The 21,774-nt window shown below is 62.5% G+C and carries 23 protein-coding genes; 6 read left to right on the forward strand and 17 right to left on the reverse strand.

Annotated features, from left to right (window positions below; genetic code table 11):
* Positions 1-39: 39 nt before the first annotated feature.
* The 4 genes from ACF8MC_RS00460 to ACF8MC_RS00475 are packed head-to-tail and all read left to right on the forward strand — an operon-like array spanning position 40 to position 2,904.
* Positions 40-837: an alpha/beta hydrolase gene (locus ACF8MC_RS00460; protein WP_164104868.1), complete on the forward strand. Its 798-nt coding sequence runs from the start codon at positions 40-42 to the stop codon at positions 835-837.
* 1 nt (position 838) lies between these two features.
* On the forward strand, positions 839-1,210 hold the full coding sequence (locus ACF8MC_RS00465) for a RidA family protein (RefSeq protein ID WP_033653570.1): 372 nt from the start codon (positions 839-841) through the stop codon (positions 1,208-1,210).
* Between the two features lie 58 nt (positions 1,211-1,268).
* A complete protein-coding gene (locus ACF8MC_RS00470; RefSeq protein WP_239506335.1) occupies positions 1,269-1,451 on the forward strand; it encodes a hypothetical protein in 183 nt (60 codons plus the stop codon).
* 55 nt (positions 1,452-1,506) lie between these two features.
* Positions 1,507-2,904, forward strand: coding sequence for an amino acid permease (locus ACF8MC_RS00475; protein WP_164104867.1), 1,398 nt, complete (start codon positions 1,507-1,509; stop codon positions 2,902-2,904).
* 37 nt (positions 2,905-2,941) lie between these two features.
* Here ACF8MC_RS00475 and paaY read toward each other — a convergent pair whose 3' ends face one another.
* From paaY to paaA, 13 genes are all read right to left on the reverse strand, one after another.
* The gene (paaY, locus tag ACF8MC_RS00480; RefSeq protein WP_033635110.1) at positions 2,942-3,538 is read right to left on the reverse strand and encodes a phenylacetic acid degradation protein PaaY; all 597 of its coding nucleotides are present in this window, start codon (positions 3,536-3,538) and stop codon (positions 2,942-2,944) included.
* Positions 3,539-3,550: 12 nt separating this feature from the next.
* Positions 3,551-4,489, reverse strand: a complete 939-nt coding sequence (paaX, locus tag ACF8MC_RS00485) for a phenylacetic acid degradation operon negative regulatory protein PaaX (protein ID WP_033647864.1) — start codon at positions 4,487-4,489, stop codon at positions 3,551-3,553.
* Positions 4,490-4,567: 78 nt separating this feature from the next.
* Positions 4,568-5,875, reverse strand: a complete 1,308-nt coding sequence (paaK, locus tag ACF8MC_RS00490) for a phenylacetate--CoA ligase PaaK (RefSeq protein WP_033635108.1) — start codon at positions 5,873-5,875, stop codon at positions 4,568-4,570.
* 15 nt (positions 5,876-5,890) lie between these two features.
* Positions 5,891-7,096, reverse strand: a complete 1,206-nt coding sequence (pcaF, locus tag ACF8MC_RS00495; RefSeq protein ID WP_164104866.1) for a 3-oxoadipyl-CoA thiolase — start codon at positions 7,094-7,096, stop codon at positions 5,891-5,893.
* Complete coding sequence (paaI, locus tag ACF8MC_RS00500; RefSeq protein ID WP_060419004.1) at positions 7,093-7,533, reverse strand: hydroxyphenylacetyl-CoA thioesterase PaaI; 441 nt, start codon at positions 7,531-7,533, stop codon at positions 7,093-7,095. The genes pcaF and paaI overlap by 4 nt, the downstream gene beginning before the upstream one ends.
* Complete coding sequence (locus ACF8MC_RS00505; RefSeq protein ID WP_164104865.1) at positions 7,530-9,059, reverse strand: 3-hydroxyacyl-CoA dehydrogenase; 1,530 nt, start codon at positions 9,057-9,059, stop codon at positions 7,530-7,532. Before ACF8MC_RS00505 ends, paaI begins: the two co-directional genes overlap by 4 nt.
* 2 nt (positions 9,060-9,061) lie before the next feature.
* Complete coding sequence (paaG, locus tag ACF8MC_RS00510) at positions 9,062-9,853, reverse strand: 2-(1,2-epoxy-1,2-dihydrophenyl)acetyl-CoA isomerase PaaG (RefSeq protein WP_033635102.1); 792 nt, start codon at positions 9,851-9,853, stop codon at positions 9,062-9,064.
* A gap of 3 nt (positions 9,854-9,856) precedes the next feature.
* Positions 9,857-10,630: a 2,3-dehydroadipyl-CoA hydratase PaaF gene (gene paaF / locus ACF8MC_RS00515; RefSeq protein WP_164104864.1), complete on the reverse strand. Its 774-nt coding sequence runs from the start codon at positions 10,628-10,630 to the stop codon at positions 9,857-9,859.
* Between the two features lie 8 nt (positions 10,631-10,638).
* Positions 10,639-11,697 carry a 1,2-phenylacetyl-CoA epoxidase subunit PaaE gene (paaE, locus tag ACF8MC_RS00520; RefSeq protein WP_164104863.1) on the reverse strand — a complete coding sequence of 353 codons (1,059 nt, stop codon included), beginning with the start codon at positions 11,695-11,697 and terminating at the stop codon, positions 10,639-10,641.
* Positions 11,698-11,710: 13 nt separating this feature from the next.
* On the reverse strand, positions 11,711-12,208 hold the full coding sequence (gene paaD / locus ACF8MC_RS00525; protein WP_033653577.1) for a 1,2-phenylacetyl-CoA epoxidase subunit PaaD: 498 nt from the start codon (positions 12,206-12,208) through the stop codon (positions 11,711-11,713).
* Positions 12,209-12,217: 9 nt separating this feature from the next.
* Entirely contained in the window at positions 12,218-12,976 is a 759-nt protein-coding gene (gene paaC, locus ACF8MC_RS00530; protein ID WP_164104862.1) for a 1,2-phenylacetyl-CoA epoxidase subunit PaaC, read from the reverse strand.
* Between the two features lie 8 nt (positions 12,977-12,984).
* Positions 12,985-13,272, reverse strand: a complete 288-nt coding sequence (gene paaB, locus ACF8MC_RS00535; protein WP_004935173.1) for a 1,2-phenylacetyl-CoA epoxidase subunit PaaB — start codon at positions 13,270-13,272, stop codon at positions 12,985-12,987.
* 21 nt (positions 13,273-13,293) lie between these two features.
* Entirely contained in the window at positions 13,294-14,232 is a 939-nt protein-coding gene (gene paaA / locus ACF8MC_RS00540) for a 1,2-phenylacetyl-CoA epoxidase subunit PaaA (protein WP_041035726.1), read from the reverse strand.
* Positions 14,233-14,549: 317 nt separating this feature from the next.
* Between paaA and paaZ the strand changes: the two genes are divergently transcribed.
* Positions 14,550-16,616, forward strand: a complete 2,067-nt coding sequence (gene paaZ, locus ACF8MC_RS00545; RefSeq protein ID WP_047571499.1) for a phenylacetic acid degradation bifunctional protein PaaZ — start codon at positions 14,550-14,552, stop codon at positions 16,614-16,616.
* A gap of 41 nt (positions 16,617-16,657) precedes the next feature.
* Here paaZ and ACF8MC_RS00550 read toward each other — a convergent pair whose 3' ends face one another.
* Both ACF8MC_RS00550 and ACF8MC_RS00555 read right to left on the reverse strand, forming a co-directional pair.
* Positions 16,658-17,551, reverse strand: coding sequence for a Kdo hydroxylase family protein (locus ACF8MC_RS00550; protein ID WP_049234682.1), 894 nt, complete (start codon positions 17,549-17,551; stop codon positions 16,658-16,660).
* A gap of 478 nt (positions 17,552-18,029) precedes the next feature.
* On the reverse strand, positions 18,030-19,583 hold the full coding sequence (locus tag ACF8MC_RS00555; protein ID WP_164104861.1) for a sensor domain-containing diguanylate cyclase: 1,554 nt from the start codon (positions 19,581-19,583) through the stop codon (positions 18,030-18,032).
* 160 nt (positions 19,584-19,743) lie between these two features.
* Between ACF8MC_RS00555 and ACF8MC_RS00560 the strand changes: the two genes are divergently transcribed.
* Complete coding sequence (locus ACF8MC_RS00560) at positions 19,744-19,938, forward strand: hypothetical protein (RefSeq protein ID WP_004935157.1); 195 nt, start codon at positions 19,744-19,746, stop codon at positions 19,936-19,938.
* Between the two features lie 15 nt (positions 19,939-19,953).
* Here ACF8MC_RS00560 and yjdN read toward each other — a convergent pair whose 3' ends face one another.
* Both yjdN and ACF8MC_RS00570 read right to left on the reverse strand, forming a co-directional pair.
* Complete coding sequence (gene yjdN, locus ACF8MC_RS00565; protein WP_033635089.1) at positions 19,954-20,373, reverse strand: VOC family metalloprotein YjdN; 420 nt, start codon at positions 20,371-20,373, stop codon at positions 19,954-19,956.
* A 178-nt stretch (positions 20,374-20,551) separates the two neighbouring features.
* A complete protein-coding gene (locus tag ACF8MC_RS00570) occupies positions 20,552-21,472 on the reverse strand; it encodes a Kdo(2)-lipid IV(A) acyltransferase (protein ID WP_041035716.1) in 921 nt (306 codons plus the stop codon).
* Positions 21,473-21,774: the final 302 nt, after the last annotated feature.

Raw genomic sequence — 21,774 nt, forward strand, 5'->3', positions numbered from 1 at the left:
AGTTAATTTATATCTTAAATAATAAACGAAGTTTAATATATGAAACTACTTGCGGGGAGCTATGACAACGGCGCTGCGGTGGATAGTGAAGACGCTATTTTGGCTTCATTTCAGACCCGCAGTGCGGCTATTTATCATCAGGCTAAGCATGAAAAGAATATTGCGTATGGCGAAAGCGAACGCGAGACGTTTGATTGGCTTTATTCTGCAAAGCAGCACCAGGGCACGTTAATTTTTATTCACGGCGGCTATTGGCAATGCTGCGATAAGGCGGATTTCGCCTTTATCGCCGCCGGGCCGTTGGCGTTGGGTTTTGACGTGGTGCTGGTGGAATATGCGCTGGCGCCGGCGGTTAATCTTGACGCCATTTGCCGCCAGGTGGGGGCGGCGCTTGATGCCATTCAGCGTCGTCTGCCGCCGCACTATGCCCATCCGGTGCATCTTTGCGGCCATTCCGCCGGCGGGCATCTTGCGGCGTTTTGGCAGCGGCATGCGTTGGTGGATGCGGTCTTTCCCGTCAGCGGCCTGTTCGAACTGGCGCCGCTGCAAGAGAGCTATGTCAACCGGGCGCTGCAGCTGACCGCGCGGCAGATTGAAACGCTCAGCCCGGCGCGCCGGCTGCCGGCGCGCAGTAAGCCGCTCACGTTGTATTACGGCGCTGATGAGCTGCCGGAACTGATCGGCCAGTCGCAGCACTATCACGCGGCGCTGCGCCAAGGCGGGCTGCCGGCCGATCTGGTCGCGGTGCCCGGCGCCAATCATTTCACCATTCTGGATGCGTTGTTCGCCGCCGACGGCGCGCTGCTTCGCCAACTTGACCACCACGGGAACCACTGACATGCGCGAGATCGTAGAAACCGGGCTGCCGGAGATCGGCCAGCCTTTTTCCTGGGCTACCCGGGGCGGCGGCATGCTGTTTACCGCCCACGGCCCGGTGCGGGCGGACGGCAGCATCGAGACCGGCGCGCCTGAGCAACAGATTGCGCTAACCTTCGACAACCTGGCCCAGACGCTGAAGGCGGCGGGCAGCCACAGCGATAAGGTGCTGCAGGTAATGGTTTATCTCACCGACGTTAACGACGTTAAATTGCTCGATGATATTTACCGGAAATACTTTAATTATCCTTATCCCAATCGCTCCACGGTTATTGTCGATAAATTGGTGGTGCCGGGGATGAAAATAGAAATTACCGTCAGCGCCATCGCCTGATTTAATTTCTCATTAAGTCTGCCTTCATATTAATTCAATAACGAGTTAAGGATGCGTCATGTTTAAACAGATTGCACCTTCCGCGGCCGATTCTGTTCCATCGCTGATGGGAGTCTATTTGCAGGATCCCAATCCGCAAAAAGTGAATTTAGGCATTGGCCTCTATTACGACCGGCAGAATGATTTTCGCCTGGCCGCATGTGCCTGCCGGGGCTCAACCCCGGCAATATCGACTACGTGACCGCCGCCATTCTCGACGTCACCCGTACCGTCTAACTTCGCCCGGGAACCCAGCCATGCCACAGATGAATGATTTTGAGCATATCGCCCGCCGTCAGGGCGGGTTGAACAAGCATCTTACCGCCGGGCAGATGTCGATGCTGGCGATCGGCGGCGCTATCGGCACCGGGCTGTTTCTCGGTAGTGCCTACGCCATTCAGATGGCGGGGCCGGCGGTATTGCTGAGCTACCTGATCGGCGGCGTTATTGCGCTGCTGTTGATGGGGTGCCTGGCGGAAATGACCTCCGAACATCCGACGCCCGGCTCGTTCGGCGACTACGCCGAATTCTATCTCGGCCCGCTGTTCGGTTTTCTGGTGCGTTATTCCTACTGGTCTTGCGTGGTGCTGGCGGTGGGCACCGAAGTTACCGCCATCGGCATGTACATGCAGTTCTGGTTCCCGGCGACGCCGACCTGGCCGTGGGTGCTGCTGTTCTCGGCGGCGGTGATCGTCGTCAATGTGATCGGCGTGAAGTCGTTCGGCCAGGTGGAATACGCGCTGTCCACCGTCAAAGTGACGGCGATCGTGGCGTTCATTCTGATCGGTCTCGGCATGCTGGCGTTCTCGGGCAACCCGGCCTACGGCCTGCGCAACCTGACCGCCGGCGGCTTCATGCCGTTTGGCGTCAAGGGCATGTGGTTCGCAACGATCGTGTCCATCTTCAGCTACCTGAGCATTGAAATGATCGCGGTGGCCGCCGGCGAGGCGAAAAATCCGGTGATTGCGGTGAAGGCGGCGTTCAAGGGCACCCTCGTGCGGCTGTTCATCTTCTACATGCTGTCGATCGCCCTGATGCTGGCCATCGTGCCCTGGCGCCAGTCCGGCACCGGCGAAAGCCCGTTCCTGATGGCGATGAACGTCATCCATCTGCCCGCCGCCGCCGGTATTTTCAACTTTATCGTGCTGGTGGCGGCGCTGTCGGCGATGAACAGCCAGCTGTATATCACCACCCGCATGATGTTCTCGCTGTCGCGTGCCGGGCAGGCGCCGGCGGCGTTGGGGCGCGTCAGCCGGCGCGGCATTCCGGTCAATGCGCTGGCGATGTCGTGCATCGGCATCGTGGTGTCTATCGTGCTGAGCCTGGTGGCGCCGGAAACCTCGTTCGCCGCCATGATGTCCATTTCGGTGTATGGCGCCTGCTTTACCTGGCTGATGATTTTCGTCACCCATCTGTTCTTCCGCCGCCGGCATCGGCAGACCCACCTGAAATTCCGCATGTGGGGGTTCCCCTATACCACCTTGCTGGGCGCCGGGCTGATGGCGGCGCTGATGATCTCGACCGCGTTTACCGAATTCTTCCGCATGACGCTGTGGTTCGGTATTCCGATCACCTTGCTGCTGGTGGCGGCCTACCGCTTCCAAAGCCGCCGCGCAGCGGCGTCGTCGCCGTTCAAGGCGCCGGAGGTGGAGTAATGCGGGAGAGGGGCTGAGGCGCGCCTCAGCCCCGGGATTACAGCTGGCTTTTCGGGATCAGGTGGTCGCCGAAGCTCAGGCGCTGGCGGCCCGGTTCGATTTCGGTCAGCGGCGCCACTTCGCGCAGCGAGGATTTGCAGCGCTGAACCAGATCCTGATATTCGCGGGTGCCGGCGATCTTCCAGGCCAGTTCTTGCTCGGTCAGATCGCGCAACACGCGCGCCGGGCTGCCGACCACCAGCTTGTTGGCTTCGAGAGTCGCCGCGGCTTTGACGAACGCCATCGCGCCAACGATGGTGTTCTCGCCGATCTCCGCGCCGTCCATCACCACCGCGTTCATGCCCACCATCGCATTGCGGCGAATGCGGCAGCCGTGCAGGATGGCGCCGTGGCCGATATGGCCGTCTTCTTCCACCACCGTGTCCTGCTGCGGGAAGCCGTGCATCACGCAGTTGTCCTGAATGTTGGCGCCGTCGCAGATCACCAGGCGGCCAAAATCGCCGCGCAGGCTGGCGTTCGGGCCGATGTACACGTGTTTGCCGACGATCACGTCGCCGATCAGCACCGCCGTCGGGTGCACGTAACTGCTGGGGTCAACGACCGGCGTCAGGCCGTCAATCTGATATACAGGCATAGCGTGAGTTCCTTAATATGTAGGGTCGCGCGGCAGGCCGCCGAAGCGCCGATAGTAGCCGGCGGCCGGCGCGGGCAGGGCACCGATGGTGGTTTCCGCCAGCGCGCTGACGTACTCCGTCGCGGCGCGGTCGACCTGCTGATAAAGATTGATGCACAGGTTGCGGGCGATCTGGCCCTCCCACTGCGCGGGCAGCAGCGCGTCCGGCAGCAGCGGATCTTTCAACACCACGCGACGGAAGAAGTGAATCAATAATAGCTTAATCTGGAAACAGCGCAGCGGCGTCAGCGCCGCCGGATCGACTTCGCGCAGCAGCGCCATCAGCGGCCGGAAGGAGACGATAAACTCGTGATAGCCGGCCGCCACCTCGCTTAGCGACCAGCAGTCGGCCACCAATTTCTGCAGGGTTTGCTCAGAGCGGTTGTAGGGATAATCGGCGCGGAAGTAAATCACCTGCTCGCTGGCGTTCAGCTCGCCGAGCAGCGCCGTCACGTCGGTTTGCGCATGGGTGGGAGCGGCCATCAGGTTGCTGGCGATTTGCCCGAACCCGAGCCAGCCCAGCTCTTTTTTCAGCCGCGCACGCGCGTTTTTTTCGGCGCTTTCCAGCAGCAAAAGCTCCCACTTGCCGTCCCAGGCAGGCTGCTCGCGCAAATAGATTTTCGATTCGGCGTGGCGGAACTGGCGCATCCCTTGCTCGGTCACGCGGTAGAAGCTGCGGCGGCCTATTTTCTCCACCGCCAGCCACCCTTCTTTTTGCAGGCGGAACACCGAGGTGCGCACGAAGCGATCGCCGAAGCCGAAGGCCTCCAGCAGCGCGCTCAGGCTGCCGAGCCACACTTCGCCGCCGCGGTGGCTGAGCGCGTCGCCGTACAGCGAAATGATCAGCGAGGTGCCGCTGATCGGCTGCGCGTCGACGGCATGGCGAATGAACTCATCCAGTTTATGTTCCATATTTTTCCATGGGTTAGCCTTCGATGAGCCATAACATTACCATAATTTAAGGCGGCGTCATCCGTGACGCCGTGCGCCTCAGCGTGGCCGCAAATCGACCACGCGCTGCGCTTTGCCTTCCGAGCGCGGAATATCGCCGCAGTTGGCGATGCTGACGTCGGTGCTGACGCCCACGATCGATTTGATGTGGTGGCGCAACTGGTGGCAGATGTCGCAACGCTGCTGGTGGCTGAGGCTGAGCGCCGATTCTTTCAGTTCGACGCGCACCGCCAGCGTGTCCAGGTGCCCGCTGCGGCTGACCTGCAGCTGGTAGTGCGGCGACAGCTGCTCGAACTGCATGATCTGCTCTTCCACCTGCGACGGGAAGACGTTGACGCCGCGGATGATCAGCATGTCGTCGGAGCGGCCGGTGATCTTGCCCATGCGGCGCATCTGGCGCGCGTCGCCCGGCAGCAGCCGGGTGAGATCGCGGGTGCGGTAGCGGATCACCGGCAGCGCCTCTTTGGTCAGGGTGGTGAACACCAGTTCGCCGTGCTCGCCGTCCGGCAGGGCGACGCCGGTTTCCGGGCAGATGATCTCCGGCAGGAAGTGGTCTTCCCAAATGGTGGGGCCGCCGCCGCTTTCCAGGCACTCCATCGCCACGCCCGGCCCCATCACTTCCGACAGGCCGTAAATGTCCAGAGCCTTGATGCCCATGCGGGTTTCGATTTCGTGGCGCAGGGCTTCGGTCCAGGGTTCGGCGCCGAACACGCCGAGCCGCAGCGAGCAGCCGCGCGCGTCGCCGCCCATCTTGCGTTCCAGCTCGTCGATCAGCGTCAGGCAATAGGACGGCGTCACCATGATGATGTCGGGTTTGAAATCGAGGATCAGCTGCGCCTGGCGTTCCGTTTGGCCGCCGGACATCGGGATCACCGTCGCGCCGAGCCGCTCCGCGCCGTAGTGCGCGCCCAGGCCGCCGGTGAACAGGCCGTAACCGTAGGCGACGTGCACCTTGTCTTTGGCGGTGGCGCCGCCGGCGCGCAGGCAGCGGGCGACGATATCGGCCCAGTTATCGATGTCGCGCTGGGTGTAACCCACCACCGTCGGGCGGCCGGTGGTGCCCGAGGAGGCGTGGATGCGCACCACCTGTTCCATCGGCACCGCGAAGGTGTCGAACGGGTAGTTGTCGCGCAGATCCTGCTTGGTGGTGTAGGGGAAGCGCGCCAGATCGCTCAGCTGCTTAAGATCGTCGGGGTGTACGCCGGCCTGGTCGAATTTGCGTTTGTACATCGGCACATTGTCGTACGCGTGGTGCAGCGTCCACTTCAGACGCGCCAACTGCAACGCTTCAATCTCATCGCGCGAGGCGAATTCGATCGTTTCGAGGGGCTGTGGATTTATTGTCATGGTTAGCCTCAGGGGTCAGACACGCTCAATGATCATGGCGATGCCTTGGCCGACGCCGATGCACATGGTGCAAAGCGCGTAGCGGCCGGCTCGCCGTTCCAGTTCAAACAGGGCGGCCAGCGCCAGGCGCGCGCCGCTCATACCCAGCGGATGCCCCAGAGCGATCGCGCCGCCGTTGGGGTTGACCTGCGGGGCATCGTCCGGCAGGCCAAGCTGGCGCATCACCGCCAGCGCCTGGGCGGCGAACGCTTCGTTCAGTTCGATAACGTCCATTTGCGCCAGGCTCAGCCCGGCGATCTCCAGCACCTTGCGGGTGGCCGGCAGCGGGCCGATGCCCATCAGCCGCGGCTCCACGCCGCAGGTGGCGGTGGCAACGATGCGCGCGCGCGGTGTCAGCCCCTGGCGCGCCGCCATCGCTTCGGAGGCGACGATCAGCGCCGCCGCACCGTCGTTCAGGCCCGAGGCGTTGCCGGCGGTGACGCTGCCGGGCTGACGGAACGGGGTTTTCAGCGCCTGCAGCTGATCGAGGGTGGTGTCGGGGCGCGGGTGTTCATCCTGGCTAAACAGCGTCACCGCGCCTTTTTTGCCGCTGAGGCTGACCGGGGCTATCTCCTGCGCCAGGTGGCCCAGCGCCTGCGCCCGGGCGGCGCGCTGCTGGCTGCGCAGCGCAAAGGCGTCCTGATCGGCGCGGCTGATGTTGAACTGCGCCGCGACGTTTTCGGCGGTCTCCGGCATCGAATCGGTGCCGAACTCGGCCTGCATCCGCGGATTGACGAAGCGCCAGCCGAGGGTGGTGTCGTACAGCTGCGCCTGGCGGCTGAAGGCGCTGTCGGCCTTGCCCATCACCAGCGGCGCACGGGTCATCGATTCCGCGCCGCCCGCCAGCAGCAGCCCGGCGTCGCCGGCCTTGATGCTGCGCGCCGCCATCGCCAGCGCATCCAGGCCTGAACCGCACAGGCGGTTTACCGTGGTGCCGGAAACGCCGACCGGCAATCCGGCCAGCAGCAGCGCCATACGCGCCAGGTTGCGGTTGTCTTCCCCGGCCTGGTTGGCGCAGCCGAGGATCACGTCGTCCAGCTGCGCCCAATCTACCTGCGGATGGCGTTCCAACAGCACGCGTAGCGGCAGGGCGGCGAGGTCGTCGGCGCGCACCTGGGCCAGCGCGCCGCCATAGCGGCCGATCGGGGTGCGCACGCCGTCGCAGATAAATGCCTGATTCATGCCTGATCTCCTAAAATGCTGTGGCCGAGGCGGTGCGCGCGGCCGCGGAACCAGGCGACGGTTTTGCCCAGTTGGTTAACGATCTCGACGTCATACAGCCCGGTGGCTTTGCCCTGATGGCGCATCTCCGCGCTGGCGGTGAGGCGGTCGCCGGCCAGCGCCGGGCGGACGAAGTCGATGCTGCAGCCGGAGGCCACCGCCGCCAACCCCTGGCTGTTGCAGGCGTAGGCGAAGGCGGTGTCCGCCAGGCTGAACAGCTGGCCGCCGTGGCAGGTCTGGTGGCCGTTGAGCATCTGCGGGCCGACGGTCATGCTGACCTGAGCGTATCCGGCGTCGACGGCGTCGATGTGCATTCCCATCGCCTGAGCGCAGGTATCTTGCTGGAACATCTGTTCGGCGCAGCGCTGAGCCAGCGCGCGCGGCGTATTGGCGTTCATCGTTCGGCTCCTGAGAAAGAGGCGGGGGAAGCGTAGCGGCGCAGCAGCGGCATTGGGCGATAGCGCGCTTCGCCGTAATAGCGTTGCAGGTTTTCCAGCGTCGCCAGAATGTGGCGCCAGCCGAGCGCGGCGCCCCAGGCCAGCGGGCCGCGCGGATAGTTGACGCCGCGCAGCATCGCCAGATCGGTATCTTCGGCGCTGGCGACGCCTTTGTTCACCACGTCGAGCGCTTCGTTGGCCAGCATGGCCAGGGTGCGCATCGTCAGCAGGCCGGGGTAATCCGGCAGTTGAATGACCTGCTTGCCGAGGGACTGCAACAGGCGAATCGCTTTGGCATTGTGTTGCGCATCGTTTTGCGCCGCGCAGCTGATGGCGATGGCGGAGGCGTGCGCATAGTCGGCACAGAGATCGAACAGCACCACGGGCGTTCCACGTTCGTCGGCCAGCTGGCCGGCTGTTTTACCATTGGTTAACATCAGTGTAACGTCGTCGATCGTGACGTGCGGGCTGGTCTGGCCGGGTTGTTTGATCGCCCCCGCATTTTCGATCAACAGTTCCGCCAAATCGGCCAGCGAAGACCAGTCGCCGTGCAGCGTAACGCGTTGCGGCAATGCGGCCTGCGCCGGAGGCGCAAAGGCGATCGCGGCGGCGGATCGCGGTGCGTCGTAGCGGTAGAAACCGCGGCCGGACTTGCGGCCGAGGCGCCCGGCCGCCACCAGCTCCTGCTGCACCAGTGAGGGCGTGAAGCGCGGATCCTGATAGAAGGCCTGATACACCGATTCGGTCACGGCGTAATTGACGTCCTGGCCGATCAGATCGGTCAACTGCAGCGGGCCCATGGCGAAACCGCCGGCGTCGCGCAATACCGCGTCCAGCGTGGCGGCGTCGGCCACCTGTTCCTCCAGCGCGCGCAGGGTTTCGGCATAGAACGGCCGCGCCACGCGGTTGACGATAAATCCGGGCGTCGAGCGGCATACGACGCTTTGCTTACCCCAGCGCTGCGCCAAGGCCTGCAGCGCGGCGAGGGTCTCGGTACCGGTCTCCAGACCGCTGACAATCTCCACCAGTTTCATCAGCGGCGCTGGGTTGAAGAAGTGTAGCCCGGCCATGCGCTGCGGGTGTTGCAGTGCGCCGGCGATGGCGGTGATCGACAGCGAAGAGGTATTGCTTACGAACAGCGTCGTGGGCGAGCAGATCGCCTCCAGATCGCGGAACAGGCTCTGCTTAATCGCCAAATTTTCCGCCACCGCTTCAATCACCAGCGTGCAGTCGGCCAGCTGCTCGAGCGAGTCGGCGCGTTCGAGGCGCGCCAGCAGCGCTTCGGTGGGCGCGGCGTCGGCCTTGCCGCCGTCTACCCGCCGGCGCAGGCGGCGAGCGAGATCGTCGATCGCGCGCTGGGCGGCGGCGGGCGCGATATCGAACAGCCGCACCGGGTGGCCGGCGGCGGCGGCCACCTGGGCGATGCCGATGCCCATGGTGCCGGCGCCGATCACCGCCACCTGGCCGTTAAGAAGGGGCGCGTTCATGGCTATTTCCCGCTGAAGTTGGGCGTGCGTTTGGCAAAGAACGCGCTGACGCCTTCGCGATAGTCGTCGCTGCGGCCGCCCAGGCGTTGCAGATCGCGCTCCAGATCGAGCTGCTGATCGAGGCTGTTGGTGGCCGAGCTGTAGAGGGCTTTCTTGATCAGCCCCAGGCCGTAGGTCGGCTGGGTAGCCAGATGGCGCGCCAGCGTTTGCGTGCGGTCGGCCAATTCATCCGCCGGCACCACCTGCCAGATCATGCCCCACGCCAGCGCCTGTTGGGCGCTGATTTTGTCACCCAGCATGGCCATGCCCATCGCGCGGGCGTGGCCGGCCAGCCGCGGCAGGAACCAGCTGCCGCCGGAGTCAGGCACCAGCCCCAGACGGCAGAACGACTGAATGAAGCTGGCATTGTCAGCGGCGATGACGATATCGCACGCCAGGGCCAGCGCGGCGCCGGCGCCGGCCGCCACGCCGTTGACCGCGCACACCACCGGCTTCGGCAGGGCGGTCAGGCGACGGATCAGGGGGTTGTAGAAACGTTCGACCGACAGACCGAGATCCGGCGCCTGTTGATCGGCGCTGACGTTGCGATCGTTGAGATCCTGCCCGGCGCAGAAACCGCGCCCGGCGCCGGCGATCAGCAGGCAGCGCACGCTGTCATCGCGCTCGGCTTGCGTCAGCGCTTCGCTCAGCTGGCGATGCATCTCGTCGTTAAAGCTGTTGAGCCGATCCGGCCGGTTGAGGGTCAGCGTCAACACCCCGGCGTCGAGATGGCTGAGAATCAATGCGTTATCCATAAATCAGCGCCCCTGATAGTTTGGCGTACGTTTTTCGAAAAAGGCGGCGATGCCTTCGCGGCGATCGTCGGTGGCGGCCAGGGTGACGAACTGCTGACGCTCCATCGCCAGCCCCTGGCTGAGGCCGGTTTCCTCGGCCTGTTTCAGCGCCTGTTTGGCGGCGCGCAGCGCCAGCGGCGCCTGACGGCTGATGCGTTCGGCAATCTGCTGCGTGCGTTCCAGCGTCAGGGCATCGACGCACACTTCGCTGATAAGACCGGCCTGCAGCGCGGTGCGGGCGTCGATGGGCTCGCCGGTCAGCACCATCTGGCTGGCGCGCGACTTGCCGACGCAGCGGATCAGGCGCTGGGTGCCCCCGGCGCCCGGCATCAGGCCGAGGGTGATCTCCGGCAGGCCGAAGCGGGCGCTTTCGCCGCCGATGACGATGTCGCAGGCCAGCGCCAGCTCGCAGCCGGCGCCCAGGGCATAACCATTCACCGCCGCCAGCAGCGGCTTGCTGAACTGCGCCAGACGCTGCCACAGCTGTGGACGGCGATCCACCAGCGCGGCCGGCAGATCCTGCTGTTGCAGTTCGCGCAGATCGGCGCCGGCGGCGAAGAAGCGCGCCGCACCGGCGATCACCACGGCGCCCACGCCGCTGTCGGCGTCGGCCTGCTCCAGCCGAGCAACCAGCTGTTCCAGGCACGGCGTGCTCAGGGCGTTGCGCGCCTCCGGGCGATGCAGCGTCAGCGTGACCACGCGGTGCTGCTGCTGATGTAAAATAAAGGGGGTGTCCATCGCGGCTCCTAGACGTCGAAGTCCAATACCACGCCGTCGCCTTTCGGCCACGACTGGCAGCTCAATACGTAGCCCGCAGCCAGCTGATCCGGCTCCAGGCTGTAGTTGACGCCCATCTCCACCTGGCCGGCCTTCAGACGGCATTTGCAGGTGGCGCAGACGCCGCCTTTGCAGGCGTAGGGCAGGTCGGCGCCCTGGCGCAGCGCGGCGTCGAGAATGCTGTCGTCCTGTTCGCCGATCTCGATATCTAACCGGCGGCCGTCGAGCAGGATCGCCACCCGGGTGGCGTTGCGATCGCCGCTGTGGCGCGGGCGGGCGGCCAAACCGCTGGTGTTGAAGCGCTCGCTGTGGATGTGGTTGGCCGGGACGCCGGCCTGTTCCAGCACGGTTTGCGCGTCGTTCATCATCGATTCCGGCCCGCAGATAAAGGCGTGGTCATAGTCGCGGAAATCCAGCAGCGCGCCGCCGATCGCCGTCAGGCGTTCGCGGTCGATACGGCCGCTGAGCAGCGGGCTGTCGAGACTTTCCTGGCTGAACAGGTACAGCTGCTGAAAACGCTGCGGGTAGCGGTTTTTCAGGTCCGACAGCGCCTCTTTGAACATCATCGAACGGCTGTTGCGGTTGCCGTAGATCAGGGTGAAGCTGCTGCCCGGTTCGAGCAGCAGCGTCGCCTTGATGATCGACAGCATCGGCGTGATGCCGGAGCCGGCGGCGATCGCCAGGTAGTTGCCGTGGCGCTCTGCCTGCGGCTGGTAGCCGAAGCGCCCCTGCGGCACCATCACCTCCAGCGCGTCGCCGACTTTCAGCATGCGGTTGACGAAGCCGGAGAAGCGCCCCTGATCAATCGCCTTCACGCCGATCTGCAGCAGGCCTTCCTGCGGTGAACTGCAGATGGAATAGCAACGCCGCAACTCTTCGCCGTTGACCAACGCCTTGAGCGTCAGGTGCTGGCCGGGGGTATAGCGGTATTGGTTTTGCAGCTCTTCGGGCACCCGCAGGGTGATGGCTACGGCGTCCGGCGTTTCGCGCTCGATGGCGGCGACGTTCAGGCGATGAAAGACCGTCATGGTGTCAGCGCTCCTATATGCATTTGAAATAATCGAACGGTTCCCGGCAGTCGCAGCAGCGGTACAGCGCTTTACAGGCGGTGGAGCCGAACTCGCTGATCTTCTCGCTGTGGGTGCTGCCGCAGCGCGGGCAGGCTACCGGGCCGTGGGCGTGCGGCCGATCGCAGGTGTGCCCCTGCGGTGGCGCTACGCCGTATTGCCGCAGCCGTTCGCGGGCGTCGGCGTTCATCCAGTCGGTGGTCCAGGCCGGGCTGAGGCGAATGTCCACCTGCACCGGGCTGAAGCCGGCGGCCGCCAGCCGCTGCTCGATGGCGTTGAGCAGAAATTCGGTGGCCGGGCAGCCGGAATAGGTTGGAGTGAAGGTCACGCGCCAGCCAGCGCCGTCGCGCGCCACGTCGCGCACCATGCCCAGATCGGTGATCGACAGCACCGGCAGTTCGGGATCGCTGATCTGCTGCAGGCAGTGCCAAATCTGCGGAATTTCGGCGGGTTGCAAACGGGTGACGTTCATCGCGGCCTCCTACCATTGCCCGTTTGGATAGGCGCGCTGCAGGAACTGCATCTCCGCCAGCAGCGGGCCGAGGTGTTCGCTGTGCCGGCCTTGCTTGCCGCCGTGCCGGAACGCCTGCTCGGCAGGCGGCAACAGCGTCGCCTGGCGCAGCGTCTCTTCCACCTGCGCTTGCCAGGGGGCCTGCAGTTCGCGGGGATCGACGGCGATGCCTTGTTCCGCCAGTTCCAGCTCCAGCGCGTCGGCGTGGAACAGCTCGGCGGTGAACCGCCACAGGTTATCCAGCGATTGCTGGATCTTGCGGTGGCTGACGTCGTTGCCGTCGCCCAGGCGGATCATCCAGCCGTGGCTGAAGCGCAGGTGGTAATCGGCCTCCTTCAACGATTTGGCGGCGATGGCGGCAATCTGCGCATCGCGGCTGCGGCTCAGCGCCTGGTGCAGCTGTACGTGGTAGACATCAAGCAGAAACTGACGCACCAGCGTGTCGTTGAAACCGCCGTTCGGCTGCTCCGCCAACAGCAGGTTATGAAACTGGCGCTCGTCGCGCCCGAAGGCCAGGCTGTCTTCGCTGCAGGGCGGGCCGGCCAGTTCCGCGGCGTAGCCCAGGAAGTTGCGCGCCTGGCCGAGCAGATCGAGCCCGATGTTGGCCAGCGCCAGATCGATTTCCAACTCGGGCGCGTGGCCGCACCAGGCGCACAGGCGCTGGGCGAGGATCAGTGGCGTGTCGCCCTGGCGGAGTAAATAGCTGATGCGCGGATCGTTAACCGTCATGGTCGCCTCTACATGTTCTTGATGCCGTCGGGAATGGTGTAAAACGTCGGATGACGGTAGATCTTGTCTTCGGACGGATCGAAGAACGCGCCGCGATCTTCCGGCTGCGAGGCGATCAGATGGCGCGATTGCACCACCCAGATCGAGCAACCTTCGTTGCGGCGCGTGTAGGCGTCGCGGGCGTTTTCCAGCGCCATTTGGTCGTCGGCGGCGTGCAGGCTGCCGACGTGGCGATGCGCCAGCCCTTGTTTGCTGCGGATAAACACTTCATACAGCGGCCATTCAACGTGGCTCATGATCTCGGTTCCTTATGTTGGCTATGCGGCGGAGGCGGCGTTTTTCGCTACGTGGGCCATGGCGCCGTCGCGCACCCAGGCGCCGTCTTCCCAGGCGCGGCGTTTGGCCTGCAGGCGTTCGTGGTTGCATTGGCCGCGCCCTTTGATCACCTCATGCAGCTCGCTCCAGTCGATTTCGCCGAAGCGATAGTGGCCCGCGGCGGCGTCCCAGCGCAGCTCCGGATCCGGCGCCGTCATGCCGAGCGCTTCAAGTTGCGGCACGGTGTTGTCGACGAACTTCTGCCGCAGCTCATCGTTGCTGTGGCGTTTGATCTTCCACGCCATGCTCTGGGCGCTGTGGGGGGAGTCGGCGTCGCTCGGGCCGAACATCATCAGCACCGGCCACCAGAAGCGATCGATGGCGTCCTGCAGCATGGCGCGCTGCGTGTCGCTGCCGTTGGCCATCGCCATTACCGCCTCGTAGCCCTGGCGCTGATGGAAGCTTTCCTCTTTGCAGATCTTCACCATCGCCCGCGCATAGGGGCCGTAGGACGCGCGGCACAGCGCCACCTGGTTGACGATGGCGGCGCCGTCGACCAGCCAGCCGATCACGCCGATATCCGCCCAGTTGAGCGTGGGGTAATTGAAGATAGAGGAGTACTTCATCTTGCCGTCGAGCATCTTTTGGTAGATGTCCTGGCGCGAACAGCCGAGGGTTTCGGCGGCGCTGTAGAGGTACAGACCGTGGCCGGCCTCATCTTGCACTTTGGCCAGCAGCACCGCTTTGCGGCGCAGCGTGGGGGCGCGCGTCAGCCAGTTGGCTTCCGGCAGCATGCCGATGACTTCCGAGTGGGCGTGTTGGCCAATCTGCCTAATCAGGTTCTGACGGTAGGCGTCCGGCATCCAGTCTTTGGCCTCAATGGCGATATCCGCCGCGATCTTGTCGTCGAAATGCTGCTGATACTGTGCGTCAGTTGTCATGCTTGCCTCTTGGTGATTCGTGTTTTTCACATTAAACATAAAAATGTGAATCACTTTAACTAACCATAAGGCTACAAACTGATAACAAAAAGATCAAACGTAATTAATGTGGTTTTGCGAGGCCACTCACAATTGGTTTTGTTATTTATTTGATTTTATTTGATAAATAAAGTGATTAATTCCTTGTTTATGGCAGGTTAAGCGGTCTGAAAACGCCTTTTGTTCTCTTTTTGTTAAAATTTGATTTGGCCTCGACTGGCATTTATATGATACGTAATTAAGCTGTATGGTGAAAATTTATGAATTTCGGAGGGCACATGCAGCAGTTACACAGTTATCTTTCTGGCGCCTGGGTGTACGGGCAGGGAGAGGCGCGCGAAATCCGCCACGCGGTGACCGGCGAAGCGCTGTACCAGGTCTGCACCGACGGCCTGCCGTTGGCGGCGAGCCTGGACTATGCCCGCAGCCGCGGCGGCCCGGCGCTGGCGCACATGACGTTCCAGCAGCGCGCCCAGATGCTGAAAGCGGTAGCCAAACACCTGCTGGCGCATAAAGAGGCGCTGTATCAGATTTCCTATCAAACCGGGGCGACGCGCAGCGACGGCTGGGTCGATATCGAGGGCGGCATCGCCACGCTGTTCGCCTATGCCGGCATGGCCGGCCGCGATCTGCCGGACGATACCCTGTGGCCGGAAGACGAGCTGATCCCATTGTCGAAACAGGCGCAGTTCGCCGCCCGCCACGTGCTCACTTCACGCCCCGGCGTGGCGCTGCACATCAACGCCTTCAACTTCCCGTGCTGGGGCATGCTGGAGAAACTGGCGCCGACCTGGCTGGCGGGCATGCCGGCCATCATCAAGCCGGCCACCGCCACCGCGCAGCTGACGCAGGCGATGGTCAGGCTGATCGTCGACAGCGGCCTGGTACCGGAAGGGGCGCTGCAGCTGGTTTGCGGCGGCGTCGGCGACATGTTCGCGCACCTGGATTACCAGGATGCGGTGACTTTCACCGGTTCGGCGCAGACCGGGCAGCGGCTGCGGGCACACCCGCGCCTGCTGGAGAAATCGATCGCGTTCACCATGGAGGCGGATTCGCTCAACTGCTGCGTGCTGGCAGAAGACGTGACGCCGGAAATGCCGGAGTTTGCGCTGTTCATCAAAGAAGTGTGCCGTGAAATGACCGCCAAGGCGGGGCAGAAATGCACCGCGATCCGCCGCATCATCGTGCCGGCGGCGCAGGTGGCGGCGGTGCGTCAGGCCTTGCTGCAGCGCCTGGCGGGGGTGACGGTGGGCGACCCGCAGCTGGAGCAGGTGCGCATGGGGGCGTTGGTCAGCCACGAGCAGCGTGATGATGTGCAAAGCAAGGTGGAGTTCCTGCTGCGCAACGGCTGCGAACCGCTCTGTGGCGCGGCGCTGGATAAGCTGGAGGTGCTGGGCGACGGCGCGCGCGGCGGGGCGTTTTATCCGCCGACCCTGCTGTATTGCGCCGATCCGTTCACCCATCAGGCGGTGCACGGCACCGAGGCCTTCGGCCCGGTGGCGACGCTGATGCCGTATGCGGATACCGAACAGGCGATCGCGTTGGCGTTGCTGGGGCAGGGCAGCCTGGCGGGCTCGCTGGTGACCGCCGATCCGGCATTGGCCACGCGCTTCATTCGCGCGGCGGCCTGCGCCCACGGCCGCATGTTGATTTTGGATGAGCGGGCGGCGGCGGAGTCCACCGGCCACGGTTCGCCGCTGCCGATGCTGGTACACGGCGGCCCGGGGCGCGCCGGCGGCGGTGAAGAGCTGGGCGGGCTGCGCGCGGTGAAACACTATATGCAGCGCACGGCGATCCAGGGCAGCCCGGCGATGCTGGCGGCCATCGGCGGCGAATGGGTGCGCGGCGCGCCGGTCGCCGAGCATCCGGTGCATCCGTTCCGGAAATACTTCGAGCAGCTGCAGCTGGGCGACAGCCTGTTGACCGCGCGCCGCACCGTGACCGAAGCGGATATCGTCAACTTCGCCTGCCTGAGCGGCGACCATTTCTACGCGCACATGGACAAGATCGGCGCCGCCGACTCGCTGTTCGGCGAGCGGGTGGCGCACGGTTACTTTGTGGTGTCCGCCGCGGCCGGGCTGTTTGTCGACGCCGCCGTCGGGCCGGTGATCGCCAACTACGGCATGGAAAATTTGCGCTTTATCGAGCCGGTGAAGATCGGCGATACCATTCAGGTGCGGTTGACCTGCAAAAAGAAAATCCGCAAGCCGCAGAAAACCGCCGAAGATCGCCCGCACGGCGTGGTGGTGTGGGATGTGCAGGTGTTGAATCAGCAACAGCAGCCGGTGGCGCTGTACAGCATTCTGACGCTGGTGGCGCGCCAACAGGGGGACTTCGAAGCGTGATGCGCGTTTGCCGCCGCCGGCCCCCGGCGGCGGCAAATCATTCAGATCAGCGGCTGACCGCGCAGCTGTTCAAGCACTTTCAGCGGTGAACGCTGCGGATCCTGCATCTTATTCACCGGCAGCAGGAAGGTCTGTTCCAGCATAAACTGGCCGCCCATCGCGGCATGCGGCGTTTGATCAGAGAAGCAAATCCAGCTGCTGCCCGGCGGGAACGTCAGCGCCAGCTGCGGCCCCCGTTGCTGATAATCGCCGTCGGCCTTCATGGCGTCATGCAACTGCAGCATCAGGTGGTCATAATGGCTGCGGCGGGTTTTGGTGATGCGCACTTGGTGCTGCAGCCAACTGCCGAAAGCGGAGTAGCGAGCGAGACGTGGCATAAAGCGTGCCGCCAGCTCAGGGAACGGCTCGCCGACCCGCCATTGGCGATGCTCACCGTGCGGGTTGATGTTGGTGAAAATGCGCAGAATGCGTTCGCCGTAGTTCGGGCGCGACGGGAAGGCGTCAACGTGCAGCCGGCTGTCGTCTTTGCGCCAGGAACTGGCCGCCCGCCAGGCGGAAACCGGATGTAAACGCAGGCTGCCGGTCGGGTGGTGCAGCGCCTCCTGATATTCGGGCAACAGCCCGGCGATCAGCTGGCGGCAGGATTGGTAATAGCGTTCCAGCAATTGCTGAACCTGCTGCCGGCGTTCCGCGACGGCGACGCCGCTCAGCTTGCCGGACAGCGGTTGGTAGCTGATGTTTTTGCGCTTCGGGTCGACCAATGTCGGATCCAGCAGCGGCATTTCCTGTTCAGACAGGGTGAAGGCCAGTTCGGGCAGAAACAGCACCTTGCCCTGTTCCAGTTCGCTGACCGCGCTGGATGCTTCCGCTGCCGCCCATTGTCGTAACGGCAGCGTCAGGACGGCCTGTTCGTGCATAATATCGCCAGTAGGCATGAGATCTCCTTGCAAATCTATATCGCTTTATTCCTGCCTCTCAGGTTGCCGCGTGATTGGCTGCACTGGCTTGCGCAGTGGCTGGCTGGAGCGGCGTCAGCAGGCCGCCCAATGACAACGTGAAATTTGTGGGTTCTATTATGGCTGTATCAGCAGGGCGCAATGCGCCGAAGCGTGCGATGGCTTCCTGATAGATAGAATAATCCTGATAAGGGTATCACCGGCAATGCCAATGAAAAGTAAACGGGGTATAAACGAGGCGAGGCATAGGCACGAATAATCAAAAAAGGCACAAATTGCCTGCTGAATGGCGTGTTTTATCTTGTTGAATTACAATGAAAATAAATATACTGCTTATTATTTTCGTTATTTTATTCAGAGTGCAGGGTAAACCAGTGAAATAATGTTTCGTGAGGGAACTACTTCATTTTTCTGGCGAATAAATCGGGCCGCCAAATCTTGGTGACCCGATTATTGGTTAAGCGCCGTAAATGCAGTTTTTGCCTTTTTTCTTGGCCTGATACAACGCACTGTCCGCCTCATTGATAAAGCTGATCGGCGTATCGTTATACATATGCGGCACTTTGGCGCAGATGCCGATGCTGATGGTAACGATGCCGTGCGGGTTGCCCTGATGCGGAATTTTCAGATCGCGCACCGCGTTGATAACGCGCTCGGCGAAAATCAGTGCGCCTTGCACGTCGGTATCCGGCAGGATAATCCCCATCTCTTCGCCGCCGTAGCGCGCCAGGACGTCGTTGCTGCGGCAGGCCAACCCTTTGAGCGTTTGGCCGATCTGCTGCAGGCACTGGTCACCGGCGACGTGGCCGTAGCTGTCGTTGTACTGTTTGAAATAGTCGATATCCAGCATCAGCAGCGCCACGCTGCGGTAGTTGCGCGAAGCCCGCGCCAGCTCGTTCTTCAGCGCGATATCAAACTGGCGGCGGTTGGCCAGCCCGGTCAGGCCGTCCAGCAGCGCCAGCTCTTCGAGCATCTGGTTGATGCTGGTCAACTGATCGCGGGTGCGCATCAGCTCGGCTTCGGTTTGCATGCTGTGCTTGATTTGCCGCAGTAGCACCATGCCCATCGCCAACAGGATCATCAGCAGCGAGAGGCCGCCCGCGGCGAACAGACCGGCGTCGGTGCGCCAGTCCGCCAGCGCGTCGCGTTTCGACAACCCGGCGGCGATCACCAGCGGAAAGCGGTTGACCCGCGAATAGCCGTAGATGCGCTCCACTTTGTCGTACAGCGAGGTGATGGTGGCGTTGCCGAACTCCGAATGCGGTAAAATTTCGCTGAACAACACGCCCTTGGCGATGCTTTTACCGATCGACGCCGCCGAGTAAGGGCGGCGGTAAAGGATGGTGCCGTCCGCCAGTAGCAGGTTCAGTGAGGCGTCGGTGTTGAGGGCGAAGCTGTCGTAAAACTGGCGGAAATAATCGACGTACAGCGTCGCCAGCACCATGCCGCCAAAGCTGCCGTCTGGGTTGTTGAAACGCCGCGAAACGGGAATGATCAGATCGCCGGTGGTGCGGCTGCGGATCACCTTGCCGATGTACAGGCCGCCGCCGTCGCGGTTTTGATGGTATTTGAAGTAATCGCGATCGGCGTTGTTGGCGTTCTTGATGAATTTGCCCGAGGAGGTCGCCAGCCAGCGGCCGCGCGCATCGTAGAGAAACAGCCCGTGCAGCTGCGGCAGGTTGCCGACCTGCGTCTGCATGACGCGCTGCAGCCGCGTCAGCTGCGCTGGGCCCAACCCGTCGGTTTGGAGACGTTCGGTCAGATCGAGCAGGTTGCCGTCCACCTGCATGAAAGTATCGTCGGCATGCTGCGCCAGCGAGCGGGCGAGGTTGGCGGATTCATGCTCGGCGCTGCGCAGATCGCGCTGATGCGCGTTCCAGATTTGCCAGCTGTTAAAGAGGATCAGCGTGGCGGCAACGATGATGACAAACACGCCGGCCTGAAATAATAATGGGGAGCTTTTAACGCTGCGCGCCGGCACGGCATCCTGTATGGGTTGCTGCTGAGTCATGTCACCCTTGTTGTTTGATTACTATTCAATTTGAGTTAAGAGCAATCTTATATTTTATGCATAAATGCGCCAGACCTCTAGCCCTTAACGTGGCGATAGCGAGAAAGGGCATTTGCACCCCGTATCAGCGGCGGGGTGAACACTGTGGAGTGAAAGAGCCATGTCGGATTACATCATTATCGCTTTACTGACGCTGGCGGTGTATTACCCCCTTACGCTGGGGACGCTGGCGGTGATGATGTACTTCGCCTGGCGGCGGCGCCGGTCGCCCTATTGGCGGTTGGGATTGGCGCTGTTGGCGCTGCTGTTCGTGCTGTTCGCCAAGGCGGCGTATGACTGGCACCGCTATGGCTAGCGGCGCCATGACGGGTTATTCGACGTTAATCATCCAGTTGACGCCGAATTTGTCGGTCAGCATGCCAAAGCCTTTGGCCCAAAAGGTGGCTTGGTAAGGCATCGTCACCTGGCCGCCCTGCGCCAGATTGTCGAACAGTTTGCGTCCTTGTTCCGCATCGCTGGGGTTCAGCGACAGCGAGAAGCCTTTATGAGAAGCGCCGCCGCCGTCATCTTGCGGGCAGCCGTCGGAGGCCATCAGTACGCCGTCGCCGATCAGCAGGCGCGCATGCATGATCGCCTCCGGATTGACGTCCTGCGGCCCGTCTTGCCGGGCTTCTTCGGGCATGTCTTTATAGCGCATGACCATTTCAATTTTGGCATTCAACTGCTGTTCGTAGAAGTTAATCGCTTGCTCACAGTTACCGCTGAAAAACAGATAGGGTTGTACCAGCATGACATTGACCTCGGTTGTGGCTCGACAGGCAACGACCGGCCCTCGGGCAGGAAGAAATGGTTGCTGGCGGCAATAATTGCCGTCGGTGACTTATTAGTGTAGTTCCCCTGGCGCAGAATGCTTGTGCGAGGTGAGTGCGCCTTCGCCGCCGGCATGACGGGCGAAGGCGCAAGGGCGGTCAATACAGCGACGGCTCGCCGGCTGGGCGGGTTTTAAAGCGGCGGTGCAGCCACATGTACTGATCGGGGGCCAGCAGCACCTGTTCTTCCACCACGCGGTTCATCTTGGCCGCCGCGCGCGTTTCATCATCCAGCGGGAAGTCCGTCAACGGCGGCTGCACGATCAGCTCATAGCCCTGAGCATCTGGCAGGCGGCGCGGCACGAAAGGCACGATCGACGGCCGCCCCATGCGCGCCAGGATAAAGGTTCCGGTGGTCGTGGCGGCGTTTTCCACGGCGAAGAGCGGCGCGAACACGCTGCTTTGCGGGCCGTAATCGTGATCCGGCGCGTACCACAGGATTTCGCCCTGTTTCAGGTTGCGGATCATGCCTTTGATATCTTTACGATCGAGCATGAATTTATTCGAGCGCAGCCGGCCGCGTGTTTGTACCCACTCCATCAGCCTGTTGTTGTGCGGGCGATGCACGCCGATGCCGGGGTTTTGCATGCCGAAAATGCGCGCGCCCAGTTCCAGCGTCAGAAAATGCAGACCGATCAGCAGAACGCCTTTGCCGCCCTGACGCGCCAGCCGCATGTTTTCCATGCCGCTCACCTTGAACCAGCGGGCGATGCGCCAGTCGGGCCAGAACCAGGCCATGCCGACTTCGAACAGGCCCATACCGACGGACTCAAAATTTTTGACGATCAGCGCCTCGCGCTCGGCGGTGGGCATTGCGGGGAAGCAGAGCTCTAAATTGCGGCGCGCTATTTTTACCCGGCGTTTCATCAGGCGCATGGCTATTCTGCCAAGGCCGTGTCCGAGTCGATAAATCAGCGGGTAGGGCAGTAATACCAAGAGATAGAGTATTCCCAGCCCTATCCACAGCAACCAATAACGAGGGCGCAAGAATTCGCGCTCAAAGCGTTGGTTAGAAAGCATTTTCCTGTGATTCCTTGTTTTTCCAATGGGACCTTAACCCAAATTTTCATAGAGCGAATGGTAGAACATTCTGAGCTAAATAGGATTTTCCATTAATGCTTTTTTTACGCTTTAGTTAAGCGCAGGCGAAAAACGGGGGGAGATAGGATTTTTACCGAGGGAATGGCAGATATTTTAAGCTATTTCAAACGACTGGCGAAATTGAAAAATAAAGACACAATTAAGCGCATCGCAAAAGTGACAACTGCTATGTAACCTTAATGAAACAATAACGCAGCGGAACCGTCCCAAACGGCGGCCAG

The sequence above is a fragment of the Serratia sp. LACPHL-BACT-2024-00286 genome (assembly GCF_043109535.1).
GTDB lineage: Bacteria > Pseudomonadota > Gammaproteobacteria > Enterobacterales > Enterobacteriaceae > Serratia > Serratia sarumanii.